Below are 23706 nucleotides of genomic sequence, written 5' to 3'. Positions count from 1 at the left end.
TACTTGCCTTGTAGTTTACAGTTTGCTTATGCTTCTCTCAACCAAAAACCCATGGTCAATTTGCCCATGTTTAGGAGATTAATGTAATGAGTTTTCCTCAAGTCGAATTAAACACCAATAAAGGCCGTATTGTTCTTGAGCTTAATGCTGAAAAAGCACCAAAAACGGTTGCAAATTTCTTAGAATATGTACGTGACGGTTTCTATGATGGCGTAATTTTCCACCGTGTGATTGAAGGTTTTATGATCCAAGGCGGCGGCATGGACGAAAACTTTAAAGAAAAAGCAACGCGTGATTCAATCGAAAACGAAGCTGACACCGGCTTAAGTAACGATGAAGGTACTGTTGCAATGGCACGTACTCAAGCACCGCACTCTGCTTCTGCTCAATTCTTCATCAACGTTAAAAATAACTCTTTCTTAAACCACACAGGCAAAACAGCTCAAGGTTGGGGTTATGCCGTATTTGGTAAAGTTGTTGAAGGTATGGACGTTGTAGATGCAATCAAAGGCGTACGTACAGGTAACCGTGGTTATCATGCAGACGTTCCTTTAGAGAATGTTGTGATCGAATCTGCTAAAATTATCTCTGAATAATAATCCCTCCTGAGTAGCATTGCTACGCAAGTCCCTTTATAAAGGGAGGAAAATCCCTCTTTTTAAAGAGGGATTTAGGGAGATTAAAAGGATAAAAGTGTGACTTACCTATTTATCTCAGATTTACATTTGTCACCTGATCACCCTCGACTCGTTCGAGGGTTTTTAGACTTACTGAACGAATATAAAAATAAAAATACCCAACTCTACATTTTAGGCGATTGGTTTAACGCATGGATCGGTGATGACTATACTGCACCGTGGTTAAATGAAATTATCAGTGCATTACAAACATTTACTTCTGCTGGCAACCAAGTTTACTTCCAAGTGGGTAATCGTGATTTTGCCTTAGGTCAAAAATTCTTAGATCAATTCGACGGAATTTTATTACCTGATGTCTATAGCCTAGAAATCAACCACAAAAAAATTCGCCTCGAACATGGCGATGCCCTATGTACCGATGATGTTGCATACCAACGTTTCCGTAAAATAATTCGTAATCCAGTTTTACTCGGTTTTTTAAAGCGCACACCATTAAGTTTTAGACAAAAACTCGCCAATGGGTTCCGCAAAAAAAGCAGTGAAACCAAACAACTGAAAAGCTATGACATCATGGATGTAAATGCACAAGCTGTAGAAAATGTGATTACATACGTCGATCTTTTAGTCCATGGGCATACACACCGTCCTAACATCCATCAACTAGGCAATAAACGACGTATCGTATTGGGTGACTGGCGCGCAAATTCGGCTTGGATTTTAGAAATCAATGAGCAAGAAAATGATCAATTCGATTTTAAACAGTGGTCATATTAGGACCAGTTGATATTTAAATCATCAATCATTGCCCTTATTTTACACTTACGCTTATTCACTTGAAAAATCACTGCTACGGCTCACTCCTATACGACTTAAATCTATATAGAAATCACATTTAGCTACTTTCAGGGAAATATATATCCAGTAGAATAAAGCGAGTTTTAATTGGATTCAAAAACATGGATACACTACTTACTGCAAAAACACGTTATGCAACTAAAGCTTACGATGCAAATAAAAAAATCCCAAAGCAACAATTCGAAAAACTCTTAGAAGTTTTACGCTTTAGCCCATCTTCTGTAAATATTCAACCTTGGCATTTCCTTGTCGCAGAGACAGACGAAGCCAAACAACGTATTGCAGCAGGTCTGACAGGCAATTACATTTATAATGCAGCTAAAGTATTAAACTCTTCACATACTTTGGTCTTTTGTACCCGTACCGACATCACACCTGAATACTTAGAACAACTACTTCAACAAGATGCCGCCAGTGGTCGCTTTAAAGATGAGGCAGCTAAACAAGGTCAACGAGATACACGTCAAGGTTACGTTGAGTTTTATCGCAACGAATTGAAAAATCTTTCTGCGTGGATGGAAAATCAAACTTACTTAGCACTGGGGCAACTCCTTTTTGCTGCGGGGCTTGAAGGGATTGATGCGACACCGATGGAAGGTTTTGATCGGAATACCATTGATCAAGAATTTGGTTTAACCGAAAAAGGTTTAAAAGCCTCTGTCATCGTCGCTTTGGGTTATCGTAGTGAACAAGATTTCAATGCGGTTTTGCCAAAATCACGACTTCCAGAGGAAGTTATTTTTACTCGTTTATAATTTTCGAATTTGTAGCGGAAAACCGCGCTCGTTTAATTCTCAACATTAGCGATAGATAGATCAAGTACGTACTTGTTAAAGCCGCTTTTTACTTGATCTATCTAAAAGTATTTATCTAACAACTCACACTTTGCTGATTTATATCTAAAACCGTCGTATCAAGTTCTTTTAAAAATGTCTGTAGATCTTCAGCCTGAATAAAATCAGAATTATAGAGAATCGATGTTTGCACATCTTCTATGCCACAAAAACCAAAAATTCCTTCTACAACCTGTGTGCGTATTGCTTGAGTATAGCCATGCTTATCATATCCAGCCTGATCTCCCGTACCCGTTGCAATCAGTTTTATAGGTATCTTTTTAAGCTCGCCAGTCAACACAGCCTGATCATCTACTTTAAAAGCCCAACCGTGGGTAAATACACGTTCAAACCAACCTTTTAAAACAGCAGGAATAGACCACCAATAGATAGGGAAAACAAAATAAACGATATCGGCACGGTCAAAACGTGCTTGTTCCAACAAAATATCATTGCCCAATGTTTGCTGACCACGATAGGCCTTGAGATCAGGAATGGTGATAGCTGGTTTAAAGTCCTCTTTATACAAGTCAGCAATTTCGACATTCATTCCCTGCTGAGTCAAATGCCTCGCGATATGGTGTGAGATTTGATGCGATAAAGACTTCATGTCCGGGTGAGCAATGACAACCAATGCATTTTTGTTTTGTTCTAAAATCGACATAAATATTATTCCAGAGATATTATAATACATAAGTTACCATTAGTAACTTATGTGATCAATAGTCTCTGTCAAACATTCACTTTGTTTAAAAAATCATGGAGTATAAGAAGAATAGAATTTTCCATCACCTTTTGTGCAGCCGAAGCGTCGATTACATTATTACTTGCCGCCACACAAACTGCTTCCATCAGTCCTGTTATTGCGATAATGATTGCTTCACCATCTTGAGCTTCGAGTTGAATAAAGGGATGAACACTCTCTTTAAAAATATCGATAAACTCTTGTTGGCATTGTTGTAAATAAGTTTGCAGAATATCAGTGCCAGAAAGTGCAGCAACAACCAAACCCACCTCAGGACCCATTGCAATATGAAATTTCAAACACGCGCTACAAAAAATATGAATGGTTTGGTCTAAGCTATTTGCATGCTGTACTAATGCGCTGGATAAATCCTGTTTTTGTTTGTCACTAAATTCTTTATAGATGGCGATTAATAAACCTTCTTTATCTTTAAAATGCCGATACGCAATTGGTTTGCTAATCCCAGCCTGTTCCGCTAAGTAACCCAATGTTAGCGCTTCAACACCCTGTTCACGAATAATCGATCGAGCGACATGTAAAAGCTGCTGTCTACGGTCATCTTTGCTTAGTCTTTTACCAGTCATATATACGATCTCCTCATCATTCGCATTGTATATTTTACTTAGAATACAACTTTAAACTCAGTTATCTTCAGTAATAATTACATGCATGCCTATGTATCACCCCCATAGACCGCTTTCATCATTATGTACACCCACTTTGCATCTCTCATGGAAAGGGATACAAGTGGTTCAAGAAAGAAGTCTTATCTTTTATTAAAATTCTTTGAATCAAAATTTAAAAGACCTGCTTTTACAATATACAATTTCTACATCATCGCTTTGGCTAAACACAGTACCGCAACAATTCCACAGATCAGTCCCACCCAAGTATAGACTTTTAATCGTTCTTTAAATAAGACCACACCACTCAATACCCCGAGCACCACCACAAGAATATTCATCCCTGCAAATACTATGGCTGGTGTATCTTTAAAAATCATATGTGCTTTAACATATAAAGCAATATTGGCAAAATTAAGTCCACCCAGAACTAAACCTAAGAAAATATTCTTTGGCTGCCAATGTGGCTGAGTCACTGCAAGATAAGCGATCGACAGAATAAATGCGCCAATAAAAGTTAAATTTAACGTGACAGCAAACTGTAAACCCAGACTGCTACTATATTTGAGCAATACATCAATCGCAGCGTAGCCCGCCCATACAAAAAATAAAAATAGTGCCGATTTTAGATTTAAACTTTTATTGGTGTTTTCAGTTGCTTGACCAAAAATAATCGCCAATATCGCAATCACACCTAAAACAACACCGATTAATTTTAATTGGCTAAACTGTTCCGCAAAAATAAAATAGGCGGCTAACAAAGAAAGTATTACTGCTAGCCGTTGAGCTATTTCTGTCTTTAAAATCCCAGCGTATTGTAATGACTTTGCTAAACACAAGAAAATACTAGGCAATAACACAGCAAGGATTAAAATTAACCACCAAGGTGTATGCGCCCATGAGATATGGGTAATATCGGTTTTAAACCAATAGAAACATAGAATGCTTGCACTGAAATAGTTCCATGCAATCATTTGTAAAACATCAAAACCTTTAGTTTTTAGAAATTTCAGCAAAATTGAAACGATAACGCTACAACATGCCGCAGCAAAAATGATTTCCATAGCAATTCTTGAACTTATATAAGGGGCTGTAGACATTTCACAGATGCTTGCGACATGAGCCATTTTTGGCGCAAGATTTTTAGTCGATACAAGGCATGTTTTGCAAAATTTAATCATTCTAAATGCGCAAGACATAACACAGTAGCGGCAAAAAATATCCCTGTCCCGAAGGGTTATGGCTAAAACTTCCTCAAACTCCGTTATGAAACTTGACAAGGGAGTAGCCATTGCCTACGTTTCATGCCTTGTTTGCGTTGTTTTAGCCTATAACGCAATGCATGGCTGAAATGTCAACAGACCCTTAAAGCACAAATAAAAATGCCAGTCTATTTTAAGACTGGCATTTTTTTAAAGATCATCCATCAATTAACGATTATTTTCGTCTTCTTGACCATCTTCAAATTTAGTTTCGCTGTCAAAACCACCTTGACCGCCGAAGCCACCTTGACCACCAAAGCCGCCGCCTTGACCACCAAAACCGCCGCCTTGACCACCAAAACCGCCTTGACTACCGAAGCCACCTTGACCACCAAAGCCGCCGCCTTGACCACCAAAACCGCCTTGACCGCCGAAGCCGCCGCCTTGACCGCCGAAGCCACCTGCAGCACCGCCTTGACCACCACCGAAACCGCCAGTAGTGCCAGCTTGTGCTGGGAAGCCGCCAGTAGCTTGAGCGCCAGCTGGACGTGGATTACGTGCAGGAACGACTGTAGAAATCGCGTGCTTATAAACCATTTGGCTTACAGTATTCTTTAATAAAACAACATATTGATCAAAAGACTCAATATGACCCTGCAATTTAATACCGTTCACAAGGAAAATAGAAACTGGAATACGTTCTTTACGGAGAGAATTTAAGAACGGATCTTGTAAAGTTTGACCTTTAGACATTTTTAACTCCAAAAATTTTTAAATCAGCGCAAAAAAACTATCTTTATTTTTCAACTAAAAATTATAAAAAGACAGCCTGCGAATTTTGCTTTATCCCAAGAAGTTTCGCAAGTCTTCTTTCGCCTGCTTTATCGTCACGTAAGTTTTAAAATCGTGTATTTCTTGCAAAGAACGTAACCAAGTGTATTGACGTTTGGCGAGTTGCCGTGTCGCGAATAACGCTTTGTTCTCCATTTCTACTTTATTTTTGAGACTTAGGTCACTTTTTAATAAAAAATCTAAAGCTTGGCGATAACCCACAGACCGCATGGAGGGTAAATTATCATTTAAATCGTATTTTCTAATTAATTCCTCTACTTCATTTAAAAAACCAATGCTCCACATTTTGCTCAATCTTTGCTCTATGCGTTGATGTAATTCTAACCGATCAGGCATCAGTGCGTAGTTATGAAATATGTAACGATAGGGTTGATTTTTAGGCTGCTGCGCTTGTAATTTTGTAATGGGCTCACCTGTAATCCGATAGACCTCTAATGCTCGAATAATTCTTTGTTTATCAGATACTTTAAATTTTTCACCTGCAACAGGATCAACTGCTACCAGCTCATCGTAAACTGCCTGCCAGCCTTCCGCCTCGGCTTTTGCAACAATCGCATCACGTATTGCCTGATCTGCATTTGGCAGATTGTCTGCAAGACCTTCAAGCAAAGCTTTGAAATACAGCATGGTTCCACCGACTAAAATCGGTGTTTTGCCACGCGCATGCATATCATCAATTAAAGGACAAACATCTTCAACAAATTGAGCCGCCGAATACACCTCTAACGGTGTAATAATATCAATCAAATGATGTGGATATTGCGCTTGTTCTTCCTTGGTCGGTTTCGCAGTGCCAATATCCATATCTTTATACACCAAAGCGGAATCAACAGAAATTAACTCAAAATTACCACGCTCATATAGCTCACATGCCAATGCTGTTTTACCACTTGCGGTAGGCCCCATTAAATTAATCACGGGCAATTGATTTGACATGTAAAACTACTCTCCTCGAGCAAATAATTTATCTAATTGGTGCAATGGAAAAGCGCGCCAGGTTGGGCGACCATGATTACATTGGCTGGCAAATTCAGTTTGTTCCATTTGACGTAACAACGCATTCATCTCTGACAAACTCAGTTGCCGATGCGCTCGCACTGCCCCATGACACGCCATACCTGCCAATAACTCATCACGCTTTTGCAACAACCCTCTCGCTTCGTCATTTGGGTCAAGATCATTGAGTAGTTCAGGAATAAGTTTTTCAAAATTTGCTTTGTGTAAAATCGCAGGTACGCCACGAACAATGACTTGTTCATCACCATACTGATCGACCTCCAAGCCCAAACGTTGCAATTGTGATTGCAACTCGTCAATACGTGTTGCTTGCATTCGGGTAATCGAAACTATTTTAGGGATCAGTAATTGTTGTGATGTCCAAAATTCAGGTTTATCCCATGCGGCTTTCATCTGCTGTAATAAAATTCGTTCATGGGCTGCATGCATATCAACAATGATTAAGCCTTCGGTATTTTGTGCCAAAACATAAATGCCGTGCAGTTGTGCAATCGCAATACCCAGTGGAAATTCATCTACTCGAGATGGTATTTGTTGTTCCGAATCCAGTTCCGCATCATCACGTAACGGCGATAAATAGCTCTTTAATGCATTATTCAGTTGCGTAGAGCCATTATATCTTGGTTGTTGCGAATGAGATGAATTGTATTGCACTGCCTGAGGTCGACTTTGATTAAACTCAGTAAGTAAATCTGTCGATACATCAGTTTGATTTTGAGCATGCGACTGTGGCTCAATCGCATCATTTACGCGATGCAAAGGAAACTGTTCTTGATACTTAGGCTGCGGCTGGTATTGGGCATTCTCAGTTACCAGTTCATCCACTTTCATCGCTTGTGCTAAATCTGCACTGGCGGTTTGAAACTGAGATAAAGTTGCTTTGGCATAGTGACGTACGAACTCATGTACTTCACGCTGATTCAAAAAACGGATTTCATGCTTAGTCGGATGGACATTGACATCAATATTTTCAGGATCTACTTCTAGAAACAACAAATAAGAAGAATGTTGATGTCCATGCAAAATCCCTTCATAGGCCATACGCAACGCATGGGAAATGGTTTTGTCTTTAACAATACGACCATTCACATAAACATATTGCATATCGGCCTGTGCTCTGGCATCTGAAGGATGACCTAACCAACCCGACAATCGCATATTGATACTTTCGGCATCAATCCAATAGGCATTTTGAATAAATTGTTGACCTAGTAATTGTTGTACCCGTTGGTAACGCAGCTCGCCACTATCCGCAATCGGTAAATTCAAACGGATATGATCGTTATGCTCCAGTACAAAACGAATATCGAAATGGGTTAAAGCCAAACGGCGTACAATTTCTTCAATGTGGCCAAATTCTGTGCTTGGTTTTTTTAAAAATTTACGGCGAGCAGGCACATTAAAAAATAAATCCTGCACGCGAATATGTGTGCCTTTTTGTGCTGCGACAGCTTGTACTTGTTGGTGATCAAAAGCCGTACCATTGACTTCAACTTGATAACCAACCCCGTCTTCATCTTGGCTACTGGTCAATGTCAACCTTGAAACCGCAGCAATAGAAGCTAATGCCTCCCCCCGAAAACCTAAGCTTACAATGGCATGTAAATCTTCAGCTGTTTGAATTTTACTGGTGGCATGACGCATCACCGCCAATGGTAAATCTTCAGCGTGAATGCCGTTGCCATTATCAATGATTTCGATCAGGGTCGAACCACCTTGAGCAATACGAATAATCAGCTCAGTTGAACCCGCATCAATCGAGTTTTCTAATAACTCTTTCACCACTGAGGATGGGCGTTCAATCACCTCACCCGCAGCAATCTGGTTGGCTAAAGCGGCATTGAGTGTATGAATACGACGGGTTGAATCATGCACCATTCAATTGTTCCTGCAAAGTTTGGGATAACAATTCGGAGTTAACGGTTAAAGTTACAAATCGGGTTAATTCATCGTTCGATTTTTGGATATCAACAACAACATCCGCTTTGGGAATTTCATCACCGCCTTTAGATGGCCATTCAAATAAGAATAATGCATCCTCTATTTCCAAATAATCACGGATTCCCATCAGCTCCAATTCATAAGGATCATCTAAGCGATATAGATCAAAATGGAAAATTTCTTTCCCCTGAATCGTATACGGTTCTACCAACGTATACGTTGGACTTTTGACCGAACCCTGATGCCCTAAATGTTGTAGAAAATAGCGTGTAAATGTAGTTTTGCCTGCACCAAGATCCCCAATTAAATAAATAACGCCTGAATGCACATGTTGAGAAAGCACTTGTGCAAAATGTTGAGTGTCTTGTTCATGATTTAAGGTAAATTTCACTGAATATGACATGGCAAATAAAACAAAATTGGGATGGTGGCTATGATAACATTGCGCTGCTTTAAAGCCTAATAAACAGCTTTTAAACTGGCTTATTTTACAGCGTTCACTCTAGGTTAGTATTGTTGCATGAAACCCCTCATTGAATTCACACCACCACTCATCAATGGCGTGAGTGCCAGTAAAGTTTTTTTACCCAATGATATTTCTACACCTACTATTTTTGAGTATTTGTGTCAGCATTTTCCACATATTCAAGCATCAGAATGGCAGCAACGATTTAAAGACGAACTCATCTATGCAGCCGATGGTTCTATTTTAAAAATAGACAGTTTGTATACACCTAACACTCACATTTTTTATTATCGTTTTTTGGCGTATGAAATCCACGTGCCCTTTCAACACGAAATTCTGTTTGAAAATGAAGACTTGCTCGTCGTCGACAAACCGCATTTTTTAACGATGAGCCCAACGGGTCAATACGTTCAGGAAACCTTATTGGTTCGGTTAAAAAAACGGACTGGCTATTTCGATTTAACCCCAATCCATCGGCTTGACCGAGAAACAGCAGGTGTGGTTTTATTCTGTAAACGAGCAGAATCACGTGGTATTTATCAACAATTGTTCGCTGAACGAAAGGTTCAAAAAACCTATCACGCCATCGCTGCTTATCGTCCTGAACTCAAATTCCCACAGACCTTGCAGTTGCATTTAGAAAAAAGTGATCCTTTTTACACCATGCAAGTCAATGCTGACAAACCCAGTAACAGCGAGACACTGATTGAATTATTAGAATATCAGCAACAATACGCAAAATATTTACTCAAACCCAAAACTGGTAAACAACATCAGTTGCGTGTACATCTCAATTATCTCGGTATTCCAATCCTAAATGATTCATTTTATCCAGCCATTGTGCACAAAGTAGATGAAGACTTTAGTCATCCTTTACAATTACTTGCAAAAGCAATTCACTTCATAGATCCCATTTTGGATATACAAATGAGCTTTAGTTCTAACTATGAACTAACACTGTAAACACAACGTAATGACAAAAATTCTATTTTTTCACTGCAAAAATATTGAAATTACATTGTGATCGTTTAAAATACATGACCATAACTAAAAATATTTGGTCTTATTCTTCATGCGAAAAACAGAAGTTTATCAGGTTCGACTTGATTCACAGGAAAAGAAACAAGCCTTTGCCGTTTTTAAACAGCTTGGTATCTCCCCTGCTCAAGCAGTCCGCCTTTTCTTTAAACAGGTGGTGCTTACCAAATCTATTCCCTTTGCAATTGAAAACCAAAATATCAATATGGAACAATTGCTCAAACTGCGGAAATCAAAAGCGACTGCAACAACAGAAAATCCATCAGATGTGAATATTGAAGATGATCACGAGGATTTATTTGAAGAGCTGAATGCGCTTTTAGGTGAAAGTGACAAAACTTAACAATGTCGCATTTATACACAAGTTTTTAATTTTTAAGCTGAATTTTTTTCGCTATCCTGACAGTCCAAATAAAACGATAAGCTATAGGATGAATTAAGGATGATTGTAAAGCGAGCAACCAAAGAAGACCTGCATCAATTGGCAGTCTTATTTGATGAATATCGTCAGTTCTACGGTGCTTCATCCAATGTTGTGCAGTCTTTTCAATTTTTAAATCATCGATTTGACAACAAAGACAGTGTCATTTTTATTCATGTAAAAGATGAAATTTTTACCGGCTTCGTTTTACTTTATCTCGCCTTTTCATCCGTTGCTTGTGAAACCTACTATGTATTAGATGATGTCTACGTTACCCCGACTTATCGGAAACAAGGTTCTGCAAAACAATTGATCGATACCGCTATCCTGTTTGCTCGTCATGAAAATGCACAACGCATTAGCCTTGAAACGCAAAAGAATAATTACCAATCCCATCAGCTCTATGAAAAAATGGGATTTATCCATGATGATGAATTTAAAACCTTTCACTGCTTTTTAAAATAATTACTCATCCAATTGAATATTCTGACTCAACTGCTTTTGCGAAGGTGTTAAATAGATATACTCGCTTTCGTCGAGCTGAGGAAGTTCGAGCAATCCGATTTGATGCCTATGTAAAGATTCAACTTTATTACCCACGGCTGCCAACATGCGTTTGACTTGATGATAGACGCCTTGATGAATGGTCATTGAAAGCTGATTTTCTGAGATTAACTGAACATCAGTTGCCGCATAAATACCTTTTTCATTACGTAGTTCCACGCCCAACTCTAATTGGTGTTTTTGTTCAGTTGTTACTGGATCTGCCGTAGTCACATGATAGACCTTAGGTACATGTTTACGTGGATGAGTAAGCGACTGTAGATACTGACCATCATCTGTCAACAATAAAAGACCCGTTGTATCTTGATCTAAACGTCCTACACACTGAATACCACGATGAATAAGTATCTCAGGCAATAAACTAAATACACTTTTATGATGGGTTGCTTGATGTGAACACTCATAACCTTGCGGTTTGTTTAATGCAAGATAAACATGTTCTCGATATAAATAGTCTTCACCAAAAACCTGAAAATGCAGCTGGTCAAGATTAAAGTTCTGTTTTGGATTATCACATACTTGGTTTTCAATGCATACAGCACCATTTTTAATTAACTGTTGGCAATACTTACGTGAACCAAAACCTTGAGATTGCAATATTTTTTCCAACAGCATAACCAAACCCTAAATCAAAACTCAGCCTATTGTACTTGATTGTGTCTGCTGCTGTTGTTTGCTTTCTCATCATTCTTTATCTTTATATTTTATTCACAATTTCTCCATATGTAATACAACCCCTACAAAACCCTCGTTAAACTCTATCAATCTAGAGGTTGCACTCCATATTTCTACTCGAAAGTCTTGTTACATTTATCTCAAGTTATCAAGAATATTGTCCCACAAATAAAGGACAAGGAGTTTCACCATGAAATCGAATATTTGGTTATGTAGCCTTCTATTAGCAAGCGCTTCAATGATGTCTGTTGCTCATGCAAATAATACAACACGTGTTGCTGCAACATCGGCTTTAGGCAGTGTGGTTGGTACAGCAGTTGGTAAAGAGCTCGGTGGGCATACTGGTGCAATGATTGGGTCTGCAATCGGTGGCGCTGGTGGAGCCGCAGCATCTAGCAATAAACGTAATCGTACTGAAGCTGCAATTGGTGGCGGTTTAGGTGGTGTCGGTGGCTATACTGTTGGTAATAACATGGGTGGTACCAATGGTGGATATATTGGCGCAGCAGTCGGTGCGGCTGGTGGTGCAGCCTTAGGCAATAAAGTCGGACAAGATCGTGATGCCGATAATCGTCGTTATGATAATCGTCGCGCTTATGACAACCGTCGCTATGATGATCGTCGTCATTATAATTCACGTAAAAACGCTCGTCACGACAATGGACTACATCGCGGTTGGTACAAGAACCGTTAATAAAAGCATATGCGTTACCTCTTTAGCACCTTCGGGTGCTTTTTTTGTTGTATAGGTTCGAAACATTATATCGAATAAAATAGATATACAGACTCAAGTATATATCGTATTATGTCGATATATAGTTATGAGAATCGATGATGAAATCATTGCAAGATATTAAGTTTTCCATTTTAGAGTTAGCGCCCGTTCGAGACGATCAAAGTATTGAGTTCTCACTGCGCCATGCACTTGAACTCGCACAACATGCTGAAAATTTAGGCTATGAACGATTTTGGTTAGCAGAACACCACAACATGGATGGTATCGCCAGTTCTGCAACCGCAGTGCTATTAGGTTTCATCGCAGCGAATACTCAGCATATTCGTTTAGGCTCAGGTGGCATCATGCTTCCCAATCATGCACCATTGGTTGTGGCGGAACAGTTTGGAACATTAGCGACGCTTTACCCAAATCGTTTTGAACTTGGATTGGGGCGTGCACCTGGAACAGATCCGCTCACTATGCGTGCATTACGTCGTGGACGTAAAGAAACAGAAGATCAATTTCCTCAAGATGTGATGGAAATCTTACAATACTTTAAAGCACCTCAACCCAACCAAAGAATTATTGCCACGCCTGGGCAAAATACGCATGTACCAGTTTGGTTATTGGGTTCAAGTCTGTTTAGCGCACAGCTCGCGGCAAAGCTCGGACTTCCCTATTCATTTGCTTCGCACTTTGCGCCAAGAATGTTAGGTCAAGCCATCGAAATCTATCGCGAGAATTTCCAAGCTTCAGAATATTTGGAGAAACCATATATTTCAATGGGTGTTCCCACTGTCGTCGCGGCAACAGATGAAGACGCACAATATTTAGCAACCAGTTCATATCAGCGTATTTTAAATCTGATTCGTGGTCATAGCTTAAAACTCAAGCCACCGATTGATTCTACACAAGGTCTTGCAACTGGTGCTGAGCAACTGGCGATTCAAAACTTTTATGCAATGGCTCAAATTGGTTCTCAAGATACCGTTAAAGCTGGCTTAAATAAAATCGCGGCTCAATATGATGTAGATGAGTTTATTTTCACTTGTGATATTTATGACACACAAAAACGCTTAGACAACTTTAGTCTATTGATGGATATTAAAAATAATTAATGTCTCGATTCCATCCACAAGGCTTATTCAATTTAAGCCTTGTTGTTTTCGCTTCTTCAGTAAATCAATAGAGGTGCATTTCACGTTTCAGCATGTGTGTCGCTTGTTGCATATTGACTGCTCGGCTAAATAAATAACCTTGCCCGATCGAGCAGCCAAATTGTTTCAGCAACTCTAATTGCTCAGCATTTTCAATACCTTCAGCAACGATATCCAAAGATAACTTTGGCCCTAAAGCAATAATTGCTTGCACGATTGCTAAAATCGCCTCGTCACTATTCATTTGACGAATAAAATCGCAGTCAATTTTCAAACAATCTACAGGATAATCCCTTAATCTTGTAAGTGATGAATGCCCTGTTCCAAAGTCATCAAGTGCAATCTTAACGCCCTGCTGTTTGAGCAAATTTAATGCCCGAATCACATAGTCAGAACCACGATCATCCAAAATGTGTTCTGTGATTTCTATCTCGACCAAATGATGCGGAATTTTATACAGGTTCAAACGATACAATAAGCGCTCAGCATAATTATCTTTAAGAAATTCAACAGGCGCTACATTAATCGAGACAGGAACAACAGCCAACCCTTGCTCAATCCACATGGCAATATTGTTAAAAACTTTATTTTGTATCGCATCACTAATTCGTGTAGCTAACACATAATCCTGAAAAGCTTGTTCAATATTAATAGGTGAATGAATACGCTTATCGTCCGTTTGCCAACGTAACAATGCTTCAAATCCAACGACCTTGCCATCAGATAAGCGCACCTTAGGTTGATAGAACGGAACCATAAGATCATCACGAATAATATGACGTGCTTCAGTTAATTGAATGGCGATATTTTGCGCAGCAACCTGCATCTGTTGATTAAACATACGAAAACCACCGCGCCCCGTGGCTTTTAAATCATTTAATGCGGTATCTGCACATTTCATTAAATTCAAGGAATCTTTTGCATCTCGTGGGTAAATCGCACAGCCAATACTCATGCTGCCATTAATTAAATTACCCGCATACGTGATTGGTGCATCTAACTGTCGACTAACTTCAATTGCAACTTTTTCAAGATCAAACTCAGCATCAATTCCATTGACTAAAATAGCAAACTCATCACCGCCTAAACGCGCCACAAAAGTATTTTCGGGTAGATTGTTTTCTATTCGCTTCGATAAAACACGCAGTAAGTGATCTCCTGCAGCGTGCCCAAGCGTATCATTGACATGTTTAAAATAATCTAAATCTAACAACATTAAACCAAGAAACTTTTCACTCTTTTTATGTCTTTGCAATGCACGTTTAAGTTGTAGTTTAAAGAAACGACGATTGTACAATCCTGTCAATTCATCCAATTCACTCGAAATGCGCAGTTGAATTTCTGTTTGTCTTTGAGCAGTTACATCACGAGACAGACAAAGAATCTGCACAACTTGACCGTTATCATTTAATATCGGCGTGAGTAAATTGTCCCAATATTGCTTATCTTCTCCGTGACCACTCATGCCACGAAAACGAGCGGTTTTACCTTTAAGTGCCGTCTTTAATGCATAATTTGCCTTTGATCGTACTTCAGGCGCTAAAAGCTCTGTCCACTTCATCCCAAATCGATGATTGCTTTCGGGAATATTTAAGGCAATACATCCAGTTCTATTTACATGCAGTAAACAACCATCTACATCTAAGAGTTTGATGCAATCCACGCTATTATCAAGCATGTTGGTTTGCGCATTAATACATTGCACTAGATTTTGTTGATATTGTTTGGTTTCATGAATATCGACACTATTAATAAACCAATATGCATGATCACCAGAGTTGTTTGCTACAAGTTTTGCAGACAATAAAAACCATCGATATGCACCTGATCGATGTTTCAATCGGCACTCAACATGAAAAGGAGTTTTATATGAGAATGCTTGTAGCCATTCGCTTTGAAAAACCGAAATATCGTCTGAATGGATCAAATCCATCCAATTTTTTTTGAACTTCTCTAATTCATTTAAACCGATATATTCTTGGCTGACGCTATTGAAAAAATAAGCGTCACCCTGATCTGAAAGCAACCAGACTAGACTCGGTATACTATTGAAAACGTTTTGCTGGACTTCGTTCATTTGATGGTTTGATTGAAAAGTTAAAGCCAAGAATTCACATGCTTTTAAATAACTTTACTGGCTTTACGTTCAAACAGAATTCTTTATTTCAAGATGTTCAGTTGCAATAAAAACCACATACCATCAATTATAGCAAAAGTGAGATTTGTATCACAATATTTTATCATAAACGTGTGGAATTTAACATCATAGCGGCATTTTTATTAATTAGATTTTATCATTCAACATCAATTGTTTATTTTTAATTAAATATTTATTACAAACTTAGCATCATAATTTAGAAAAAAATTTCAATCAAAGGCCACCTATCCAGCAGTGTTTAGGCAGCCCTATTTGATTAACCAATACGACGTTTTAAACCTGTCGACTGCAAAATACGCGTTGAGATTTCTTCAATCGACATTTCAGTGACATTTAAGTATTTAATCCCTTCTGAAATATAAATTCCTTCAATCGCACGTAATTCCATTTGACACTGACTAAAACTTGCATAACGACTATTCGCCTTACGTTCACTCCGAATCGCAACTAAACGCTCAGCATCAATCATTAAACCAAAGAGCTTATTTTTATGTGCTTTCAAGACCGTTGGTAGACGGTTGTCGTCCAGATCTTCTTCAGTTAAAGGGTAGTTTGCAACACGAATCCCGAATTGTAACGACAAATAAATTGAGGTTGGGGTTTTACCAGAGCGTGAAACACCCACTAAAATTAAATCAGCTTTATCATAATGACGTGTTCGCGCACCATCATCATTGTCCAGTGCAAAATGCACCGCATCAATACGCGCCTTATATGACTCTGAATCTGTTACTGCGTGCGTTTGTCCAACCAATGTCGTTGGTGGAATACCCAGCTCTTGTTCAAGTTTACTAATTAAGCCTTCAAATACATCCAAATTTACGGCTTTAGCAGTATTGATAATTTCACGGGCATTTGGATCAACCAAAGTATCAAAAACCAACGGTAAAGAGCCATCACGTTTTTGACATGCATTGATTTCTACAACCACATTCATTGCCGCTTCTTCAGTGGTGATATAAGGCATAATATGAATGTCAAAATCTACGTTTGGAAATTGCGCAAGTAGTGAATGTCCAAGGGTTTCTGCGGTGATTGCTGTCCCATCTGAAATAAAAAATACGCTCCGTTTAATTTGTTTACTTTCGGGCATCAAAATTCTCCTTAAACATTTGTCTTAGTGCTCTATAATCTTTATAGTAAACTCATCTAACATGACTGTCGCTTAGTAAAATACTAATTCTAAGCACTTTCGTATAATTTCATACCAATGATGGTCATTCATCCTGCAAAAAAAGTGGAGTAAATACTTTGGAAGCGCGCGTAATCGGTCTGGAAAAACTAGGGAAACACGATGTAGAACTCGTAGGTGGGAAAAACTCATCTCTAGGTGAAATGATCAGCCATTTATCCAATGCTGGTGTATCGGTACCAGGGGGTTTTGCAACGACTGCTGCTGCCTATCGTGAGTTCTTAGATCAAAGCGGTTTAAACGCTCGAATTCAGGCTGAATTGGCTCAACTCAATGTTGATGATGTAAATGCACTTGTCGAAACTGGTGCAAAAATCCGTAAATGGATTGTTGATACTCCGCTCACTTCCGCACTAGAACAAGAAATTCGTGACGCTTTTGCTGCACTTTCAAACGGTAATCCAGACATCGCTGTTGCTGTACGTTCATCTGCTACTGCTGAAGATCTACCAGACGCTTCATTTGCAGGTCAACAAGAAACTTTCTTAAATATTCGCGGTATTGATAACGTTCTTATTGCGATTAAAGAAGTTTTTGCTTCCCTGTATAATGATCGTGCAATCGCTTATCGTGTACACCAAGGTTTTGAGCATAGTGTCGTTGCCCTTTCTGCTGGCGTACAACGTATGGTTCGCTCTGAAACTGGTGCTGCTGGTGTTATGTTTACCCTAGACACAGAATCAGGTTTCCGTGATGTCGTGTTTATTACCGCATCATATGGTTTGGGTGAGATGGTCGTGCAAGGTGCAGTTAACCCTGACGAGTTCTATTTATCTAAACCGCTATTAAATAATGGCAAACACTCTGTTTTACGCCGCAACCTCGGTTCTAAACACCAAAAAATGATTTATGGTGAAGAAGGTTCTGCGGGTAAATCAGTTGTTGTTGTTGATGTCGAAAAACCAGAACGTCAACAATTTGCGTTAAACGATCATGAATTACATGAATTAGCCAAACAAGCGCTGATCATTGAAGAACATTATGGTTCGCCAATGGACATCGAATGGGCTAAAGATGGCGATGATGGTCAAATCTATATCGTTCAAGCACGTCCAGAAACAGTAAAAAGCCGTCAAAATGTCGGTACAATGGAACGTTATCTACTCAAACAACGCGGCACAGTGATTTGTGAAGGTCGTTCAATCGGTCAGCGTATTGGTTCTGGTAAAGTTCGTGTGGTTACCTCGATTAAAGAAATGGACAAAGTTCAAGACGGTGATGTTCTTGTCTCTGATATGACCGACCCAGATTGGGAACCTGTCATGAAACGTGCTGCTGCGATTGTAACCAATCGTGGTGGCCGTACTTGTCACGCAGCAATTATTGCCCGTGAACTCGGTGTTCCTGCAATTGTAGGTTGTGGTAATGCAACAGAAGTTCTTACTGATGGTCAGGAAGTCACCGTTTCTTGTGCTGAAGGCGATACGGGCTTTATTTATGAAGGCGCGTTAGACTTTGAAGTTCAACGCAACTCGATTCACTCGATGCCTCAGCTTCCGTTCAAAATTATGATGAACGTCGGTAACCCTGACCGAGCGTTTGACTTTGCTCAAATTCCAAACGAAGGTATTGGGCTTGCTCGTCTGGAGTTCATCATCAACCGTATGATCGGTGTGCATCCAAAAGCATTACTCAACATTGAAAGCTTACCACGTGAAACGCGTGCTGCTGTTCTAACACGTACTGCAGGTTACACCTCGCCTATCGAGTTTTATGTTGAGAAGTTAGTTGAAGGTATTTCAACACTTGCTGCTGCATTTGCAGGAAAGCCAGTCATCGTTCGTATGTCTGACTTCAAATCAAATGAATATGCAAACTTAATCGGTGGTAAGTTATACGAACCAGAAGAAGAAAACCCAATGTTGGGCTTCCGTGGTGCAAGTCGTTATGTTTCCGACAACTTCCGTGATTGTTTTGAGCTTGAATGCCGTGCCTTGAAAAAAGTACGTGATGAAATGGGCTTAACCAACGTTCAAATCATGATTCCATTCGTTCGTACTGTTTCTGAAGCAAAACGTGTCATCGAACTGCTTGCGCAAAATGGTTTGAAACGTGGCGAAAATGGCTTGAAAGTCATCATGATGTGTGAATTACCAACCAATGCTTTATTGGCTGAACAATTCCTTGAGCACTTCGATGGTTTCTCAATCGGTTCAAACGACTTAACTCAATTAACATTAGGTCTAGACCGTGACTCTGGCATCGTATCGCATTTATTTGATGAACGTGATCCAGCAGTAAAAGCCCTACTTTCTATGGCGATTCATGCTTGCCGTAAAGCAGGAAAATACGTGGGTATTTGTGGTCAAGGTCCTTCCGACCACCCTGATCTTGCAAAATGGCTCATGGAACAAGGCATTGAGTCTGTTTCACTTAACCCTGATTCAGTGCTTGATACTTGGTTCTTCTTGGCTGAAGAAAAAATTAAGCAAGCTTAACCACTATTGTAAAAGACCCCACTGGTGGGGTCTTTTTTCATCATTTGTGATAGAGATTTAGAATATATGCAAATTTACTTGGCTCGTAATAATCAGCAAGCTGGTCCCTATACCTTAGAACAAATCAACCAAATGCTTGCTAGTCAAGAAGTTCTTCTTACTGATCTTGCATGGCATGAAGGGATGGCAGAATGGAAAACGCTTGGTGAATTAACCCAAGGAAAACTTGTGTATGAACCAATTGGTCATACATCAACTCCATTTCCATCGCCAATTCAAACTGAAACAGTATCTCCTACTCAACAGTATCAAGCTAAAGCATCTACACAAGAAAGCAATGTCGAACTAGCATCTATTGGTTCTCGTGCATTAGCCAAAGCGGTTGATCTCATGTTGTGGCTACCAACCCTAGCTATTCCATCATTTTATTTCAACGATGAACAACTTCAGCAGCTTTCTGAACTGCAACAGCAAATGCAAGCAACTGAGTTTGCTTCATCGAAAGCCGCCGAACTGCAACAACAATTGTTTCAACTCATTCCCGTTGAAGCATGGCAGAGCATCATGATCTATATCTTGGTTATGCTCATGATTCAAGCTTATTTTATTGCCAAATCTGGTCAAAGTATCGGCAAAAAACTTGCTCGAATTAAAATTGTTGATGTCGAAAGCAACGATCAGGTGAGTTTAATCCGCTCGTTTTGGTTGCGTAGCGTTTTATTTATTATTTTAAACTTCCTGTTAGTCCCGATTATCACAATCATTGACTATGCATTTGCACTTGGCAAAAACCGCCAAACATTACACGATAAATTCGCAAAAACCAAAGTGATTAAGCAATAATTACAAATCAATAAAGAAAAGAGGATTAAATCCTCTTTTCTTTATATTAAGCTGATATTTATAGAAAAAGCATATCGCGAAATAACAATCCCTACAAAATAATTCGGGTTTTAAAACAAGCATTTCACACCACTTTATCAGTAGCTTAGTTTTTCAATATGAGGCATAATGCCCAACAACGTAGCGGTGTCGCATGTTTGTTAAGCATTTATTAAAAGAAATTCTTAGCAAACATGCGACACTTTATTCGCTATCCCATAATTTAATTAGGGAATGGGACTCTTCACCGAGGTTGTAAAATGAGACAAACGATTTTAGCTGTATTGTCTTTATCAACGCTTGCTGTGCTCTTAACTGGGTGCGGTGGTGATATGGTACTTCTAAACAGTAAAGGTCCAGTTGGTCAGGGTCAAGGTAGCCTGATGATGACTGCGATCTATCTAATGCTATTGGTGGTCATCCCATCAATCATTATGGCATTATGGTTTGGTTGGAAATATCGCGCGTCAAATAAAGATGCAGACTATAAACCTACTTGGGCACACTCTACGACAATTGAGATCGTTGTTTGGGGTGTTCCAGTCATTATTATTGGTATTTTAGCTTGGTTAACTTGGTGGGGTTCCCACAAGTATGACCCTTACCGTCCATTAGAATCAGATAAAGCACCATTAACGATTCAAGCAATTGCTGAACAGTTCAAATGGGTATTTATCTATCCTGAGCAAAATATTGGTACGGTAAATGAAATACGCTTCCCAGTAAAAACGCCACTCAGCTTTAAAATCACCTCTAACTTCACAATGAACTCATTCTTCATTCCACAGTTAGGCGGTCAAATTTATGCGATGGCAGGTATGCAAACTCATCTTCACTTATTGGCAGATGAGCCAGGTATCTTCCGTGGTATTTCTGCGAACTATTCTGGTTATGGCTTTTCACAAATGCGTTTCATGGCGCATGGTGTTAGTGACGCAGAATTTGCACAGTGGGTAGAAGCGGTAAAAGCGGGTAATGGTACAAGTATCAATACTGAAGCAATTCAAAAAGGTACACTTGACCAAGCTGAATTAGCAACTTTACGTGATGGTAACCGTTCTAAACATCAGATCGAAGTTCTAATCGCCAAAGCAAAAACACCAGAAGAGAAACAAGCGGCTGAGGAAATGAAATCATATCCTACTGCCCCACATCCAGTGACTTATTACTCTTCGGTTGAGCCTAAATTGTTCGAATCTGTAATCAATCAATACATGAGCAACTATCATGGTGCAGATCACTCAGCATCTTCTGCTGACCACGCCACTGATGTTGAACATGCGACAGCTTCTACAGAGGAATAAGACATGTTTGGAAAGTTAGGGTTGGATGCAATTCCACACGATCCAATCGTGTTGGTGACTATTGCATTAATGGTTTTAGGTGGTATCGCACTTCTTGCAGGTATTACTTATTTCAAAAAATGGGGCTACTTGTGGAACGAATGGTTCACCTCTGTAGACCATAAAAAAATTGGTATCATGTATATCCTCGTATCAGTGGTCATGCTTCTGCGTGGTTTTGCTGATGCAATCATGATGCGTTTACAGCTTTTCCTCGCTAAAGGTGGCGGTGAAGGTTATTTACACCCAGAACACTACGATCAGATTTTCACTGCGCATGGCGTAATCATGATCTTCTTCGTAGCAATGGGTCTTGTTGTAGGTATGATGAACATCGCCGTTCCACTGCAAATTGGTGCACGTGACGTGGCTTTCCCATTATTAAACTCTTTGAGCTTCTGGTTATTCGCCGGTGCTGCTGGTTTGATGATGGCATCTCTTGCGCTTGGTGAGTTCGCAGCAACAGGTTGGATGGCTTATCCTCCTCTATCAGGTATTGAGTATTCTCCTGGTGTTGGTGTTGATTATTATATTTGGGCACTTCAGGTTTCTGGTCTCGGTACGCTTTTAACAGGTGTTAACTTCTTTGTTACCATTATTAAAATGCGCGCGCCAGGCATGAAACTGATGGACATGCCGATCTTCACTTGGACTTCACTTTGTACGGCTGTATTGATCATTGCTTCGTTCCCTGTATTAACAGGTACACTTGCAATGCTTACGCTAGATCGTTACTTCGGTTTCCACTTCTTCACAAATGAGCTTGGCGGTAGTCCAATGCTTTATGTGAACTTGATTTGGACATGGGGTCACCCTGAAGTATATATCTTAGTATTACCAGCCTTTGGTTTATACTCAGAAATCGTAGCAACCTTCTCTCGTAAAGCGTTGTTCGGTTATAAGTCTATGGTGTATGCAACCATCGCGATTACTGTACTTGCGTTTGTTGTATGGCTTCACCACTTCTTTACCATGGGTGCTGGTGCGAACGTCAATGCGTTCTTCGGTATCATGACCATGGTTATTGCGATTCCTACAGGTGTGAAGATCTTCTCTTGGTTATTCACCATGTATAAAGGTCGTATCACATTCACGACACCAATGTTATGGACGCTCGGCTTCCTTGTGACTTTTGGTATCGGTGGTTTGACTGGCGTACTTATGGCTGTTCCACCTGCGGACTTCCTTGTACATAACTCATTATTCTTGATTGCTCACTTCCATAACGTGATTATCGGTGGTGTGGTGTTTGGTATGTTTGCCGGCATCATCTTCTACTGGCCGAAAATGTTTGGTTGGAAGCTCAATGAAGCATGGGGTAAAGCCTCATTCTGGTTCTGGTTCATCGGTTTCTATTTTGCATTCATGCCACTTTATATCCTTGGTTTCATGGGTATGACACGTCGTTTGAATACATATGACAACCCTGAATGGGATCCATACTTAGCGATCGCATTGTTTGGTGCTGTTTTGATTGCAATCGGTATTGCATGTTTCTTAATGCAAATCATCGTTGGCTTCTTACAACGCAAAGACAATATGGACTACACTGGCGACCCATGGGATAGCCGTACGTTAGAATGGGCAACTTCGTCTCCAGCTCCATTTTATAACTTTGCGCATGTTCCTGCTGCCGATGGTATCGATCGCTTCTGGACCGACAAAGAAAATGGTGTAGCATACGCTCGCAATACCAAATATGAAGATATCCACATGCCGACAAATCGTGCTGCTGGTTTCGTCATTGCGATGTTCATTACCATTCTTGGTTTTGCTCTCATCTGGCATATTTGGTGGCTTGTTGTCGTTTCATTCGTCGCTGCTATCATCAGCTTCATCGTAAGCTCATTCACAAAGAATGTGGATTACTATGTTCCTGCTGCTGAGGTAGAACGTATTGAGAATGAGCGCTATGCGTTACTTGAAAAACACTTGAAGAAGGACTAAG

22 protein-coding genes are annotated in these 23706 nt (G+C 39.7%); 12 read left to right on the top strand and 10 right to left on the bottom strand.

Annotated features, from left to right (window positions below; translation table 11 throughout):
* Positions 1-86 precede the first annotated feature (86 nt).
* The 3 genes from F991_RS08800 to F991_RS08790 all read left to right on the top strand — a co-directional run bounded on the left by F991_RS08800 (position 87) and on the right by F991_RS08790 (position 2248).
* Positions 87-596: a peptidylprolyl isomerase gene (locus F991_RS08800; RefSeq protein WP_004670656.1), complete on the top strand. Its 510-nt coding sequence runs from the start codon at positions 87-89 to the stop codon at positions 594-596.
* 99 nt (positions 597-695) lie between these two features.
* Entirely contained in the window at positions 696-1412 is a 717-nt protein-coding gene (locus F991_RS08795) for a UDP-2,3-diacylglucosamine diphosphatase (RefSeq protein ID WP_004670655.1), read from the top strand.
* A 182-nt stretch (positions 1413-1594) separates the two neighbouring features.
* Positions 1595-2248 carry an oxygen-insensitive NAD(P)H nitroreductase gene (locus F991_RS08790; RefSeq protein ID WP_004670654.1) on the top strand — a complete coding sequence of 218 codons (654 nt, stop codon included), beginning with the start codon at positions 1595-1597 and terminating at the stop codon, positions 2246-2248.
* A gap of 115 nt (positions 2249-2363) precedes the next feature.
* Here F991_RS08790 and F991_RS08785 read toward each other — a convergent pair whose 3' ends face one another.
* From F991_RS08785 to tsaE, 7 genes are all read right to left on the bottom strand, one after another.
* Entirely contained in the window at positions 2364-2990 is a 627-nt protein-coding gene (locus F991_RS08785) for an NAD(P)H-dependent oxidoreductase (protein ID WP_004670653.1), read from the bottom strand.
* A gap of 68 nt (positions 2991-3058) precedes the next feature.
* Positions 3059-3655, bottom strand: coding sequence for a TetR/AcrR family transcriptional regulator (locus F991_RS08780; protein ID WP_004670652.1), 597 nt, complete (start codon positions 3653-3655; stop codon positions 3059-3061).
* 245 nt (positions 3656-3900) lie between these two features.
* Positions 3901-4758 carry an EamA family transporter gene (locus F991_RS08775; protein WP_034595520.1) on the bottom strand — a complete coding sequence of 286 codons (858 nt, stop codon included), beginning with the start codon at positions 4756-4758 and terminating at the stop codon, positions 3901-3903.
* 366 nt (positions 4759-5124) lie between these two features.
* Complete coding sequence (gene hfq / locus F991_RS08770) at positions 5125-5649, bottom strand: RNA chaperone Hfq (protein WP_004670650.1); 525 nt, start codon at positions 5647-5649, stop codon at positions 5125-5127.
* A gap of 90 nt (positions 5650-5739) precedes the next feature.
* Positions 5740-6684 carry a tRNA (adenosine(37)-N6)-dimethylallyltransferase MiaA gene (gene miaA / locus F991_RS08765; protein WP_004670649.1) on the bottom strand — a complete coding sequence of 315 codons (945 nt, stop codon included), beginning with the start codon at positions 6682-6684 and terminating at the stop codon, positions 5740-5742.
* 6 nt (positions 6685-6690) lie between these two features.
* Entirely contained in the window at positions 6691-8643 is a 1953-nt protein-coding gene (gene mutL / locus F991_RS08760) for a DNA mismatch repair endonuclease MutL (protein WP_004670648.1), read from the bottom strand.
* A complete protein-coding gene (gene tsaE / locus F991_RS08755; protein WP_004670647.1) occupies positions 8633-9109 on the bottom strand; it encodes a tRNA (adenosine(37)-N6)-threonylcarbamoyltransferase complex ATPase subunit type 1 TsaE in 477 nt (158 codons plus the stop codon). Before tsaE ends, mutL begins: the two co-directional genes overlap by 11 nt.
* Before the next feature lie 117 nt (positions 9110-9226).
* Between tsaE and F991_RS08750 the strand changes: the two genes are divergently transcribed.
* From F991_RS08750 to F991_RS08740, 3 genes are all read left to right on the top strand, one after another.
* On the top strand, positions 9227-10135 hold the full coding sequence (locus F991_RS08750; RefSeq protein WP_004670646.1) for a pseudouridine synthase: 909 nt from the start codon (positions 9227-9229) through the stop codon (positions 10133-10135).
* 109 nt (positions 10136-10244) lie between these two features.
* Positions 10245-10553 carry a type II toxin-antitoxin system RelB/DinJ family antitoxin gene (locus tag F991_RS08745; protein ID WP_004670645.1) on the top strand — a complete coding sequence of 103 codons (309 nt, stop codon included), beginning with the start codon at positions 10245-10247 and terminating at the stop codon, positions 10551-10553.
* A gap of 99 nt (positions 10554-10652) precedes the next feature.
* Positions 10653-11096 (top strand): GNAT family N-acetyltransferase, encoded by a 444-nt coding sequence (locus tag F991_RS08740; RefSeq protein WP_004670644.1) that lies wholly within the window; start codon positions 10653-10655, stop codon positions 11094-11096.
* Here F991_RS08740 and F991_RS08735 read toward each other — a convergent pair whose 3' ends face one another.
* A complete protein-coding gene (locus F991_RS08735) occupies positions 11097-11810 on the bottom strand; it encodes a pseudouridine synthase (RefSeq protein WP_004670643.1) in 714 nt (237 codons plus the stop codon).
* 250 nt (positions 11811-12060) lie between these two features.
* Between F991_RS08735 and F991_RS08730 the strand changes: the two genes are divergently transcribed.
* Positions 12061-12564 (top strand): glycine zipper 2TM domain-containing protein, encoded by a 504-nt coding sequence (locus tag F991_RS08730; RefSeq protein WP_004670642.1) that lies wholly within the window; start codon positions 12061-12063, stop codon positions 12562-12564.
* A 140-nt stretch (positions 12565-12704) separates the two neighbouring features.
* On the top strand, positions 12705-13706 hold the full coding sequence (locus tag F991_RS08725; protein WP_171063431.1) for an LLM class flavin-dependent oxidoreductase: 1002 nt from the start codon (positions 12705-12707) through the stop codon (positions 13704-13706).
* A 64-nt stretch (positions 13707-13770) separates the two neighbouring features.
* On the opposite strand, the gene F991_RS08720 is transcribed toward F991_RS08725, so the two are convergent.
* Together F991_RS08720 and F991_RS08715 are read right to left on the bottom strand one after the other, a co-directional pair.
* Complete coding sequence (locus tag F991_RS08720; RefSeq protein WP_004670640.1) at positions 13771-15822, bottom strand: sensor domain-containing protein; 2052 nt, start codon at positions 15820-15822, stop codon at positions 13771-13773.
* Between the two features lie 337 nt (positions 15823-16159).
* Complete coding sequence (locus F991_RS08715) at positions 16160-16996, bottom strand: posphoenolpyruvate synthetase regulatory kinase/phosphorylase PpsR (RefSeq protein WP_004670639.1); 837 nt, start codon at positions 16994-16996, stop codon at positions 16160-16162.
* A 158-nt stretch (positions 16997-17154) separates the two neighbouring features.
* Between F991_RS08715 and ppsA the strand changes: the two genes are divergently transcribed.
* The 4 genes from ppsA to cyoB all read left to right on the top strand — a co-directional run bounded on the left by ppsA (position 17155) and on the right by cyoB (position 23705).
* Positions 17155-19533: a phosphoenolpyruvate synthase gene (gene ppsA / locus F991_RS08710; RefSeq protein WP_004670638.1), complete on the top strand. Its 2379-nt coding sequence runs from the start codon at positions 17155-17157 to the stop codon at positions 19531-19533.
* Positions 19534-19599: 66 nt separating this feature from the next.
* Positions 19600-20376, top strand: a complete 777-nt coding sequence (locus F991_RS08705; RefSeq protein WP_004670637.1) for an RDD family protein — start codon at positions 19600-19602, stop codon at positions 20374-20376.
* Between the two features lie 299 nt (positions 20377-20675).
* Complete coding sequence (cyoA, locus tag F991_RS08700) at positions 20676-21719, top strand: ubiquinol oxidase subunit II (protein ID WP_004670636.1); 1044 nt, start codon at positions 20676-20678, stop codon at positions 21717-21719.
* Between the two features lie 3 nt (positions 21720-21722).
* Entirely contained in the window at positions 21723-23705 is a 1983-nt protein-coding gene (cyoB, locus tag F991_RS08695) for a cytochrome o ubiquinol oxidase subunit I (RefSeq protein ID WP_004670635.1), read from the top strand.
* Position 23706 lies beyond the last annotated feature (1 nt).

The sequence above is a fragment of the Acinetobacter sp. CIP-A165 genome (assembly GCF_000367985.1).
Taxonomy (GTDB): domain Bacteria; phylum Pseudomonadota; class Gammaproteobacteria; order Pseudomonadales; family Moraxellaceae; genus Acinetobacter.
This window is presented reverse-complemented; position numbering and strand designations above follow the sequence as displayed.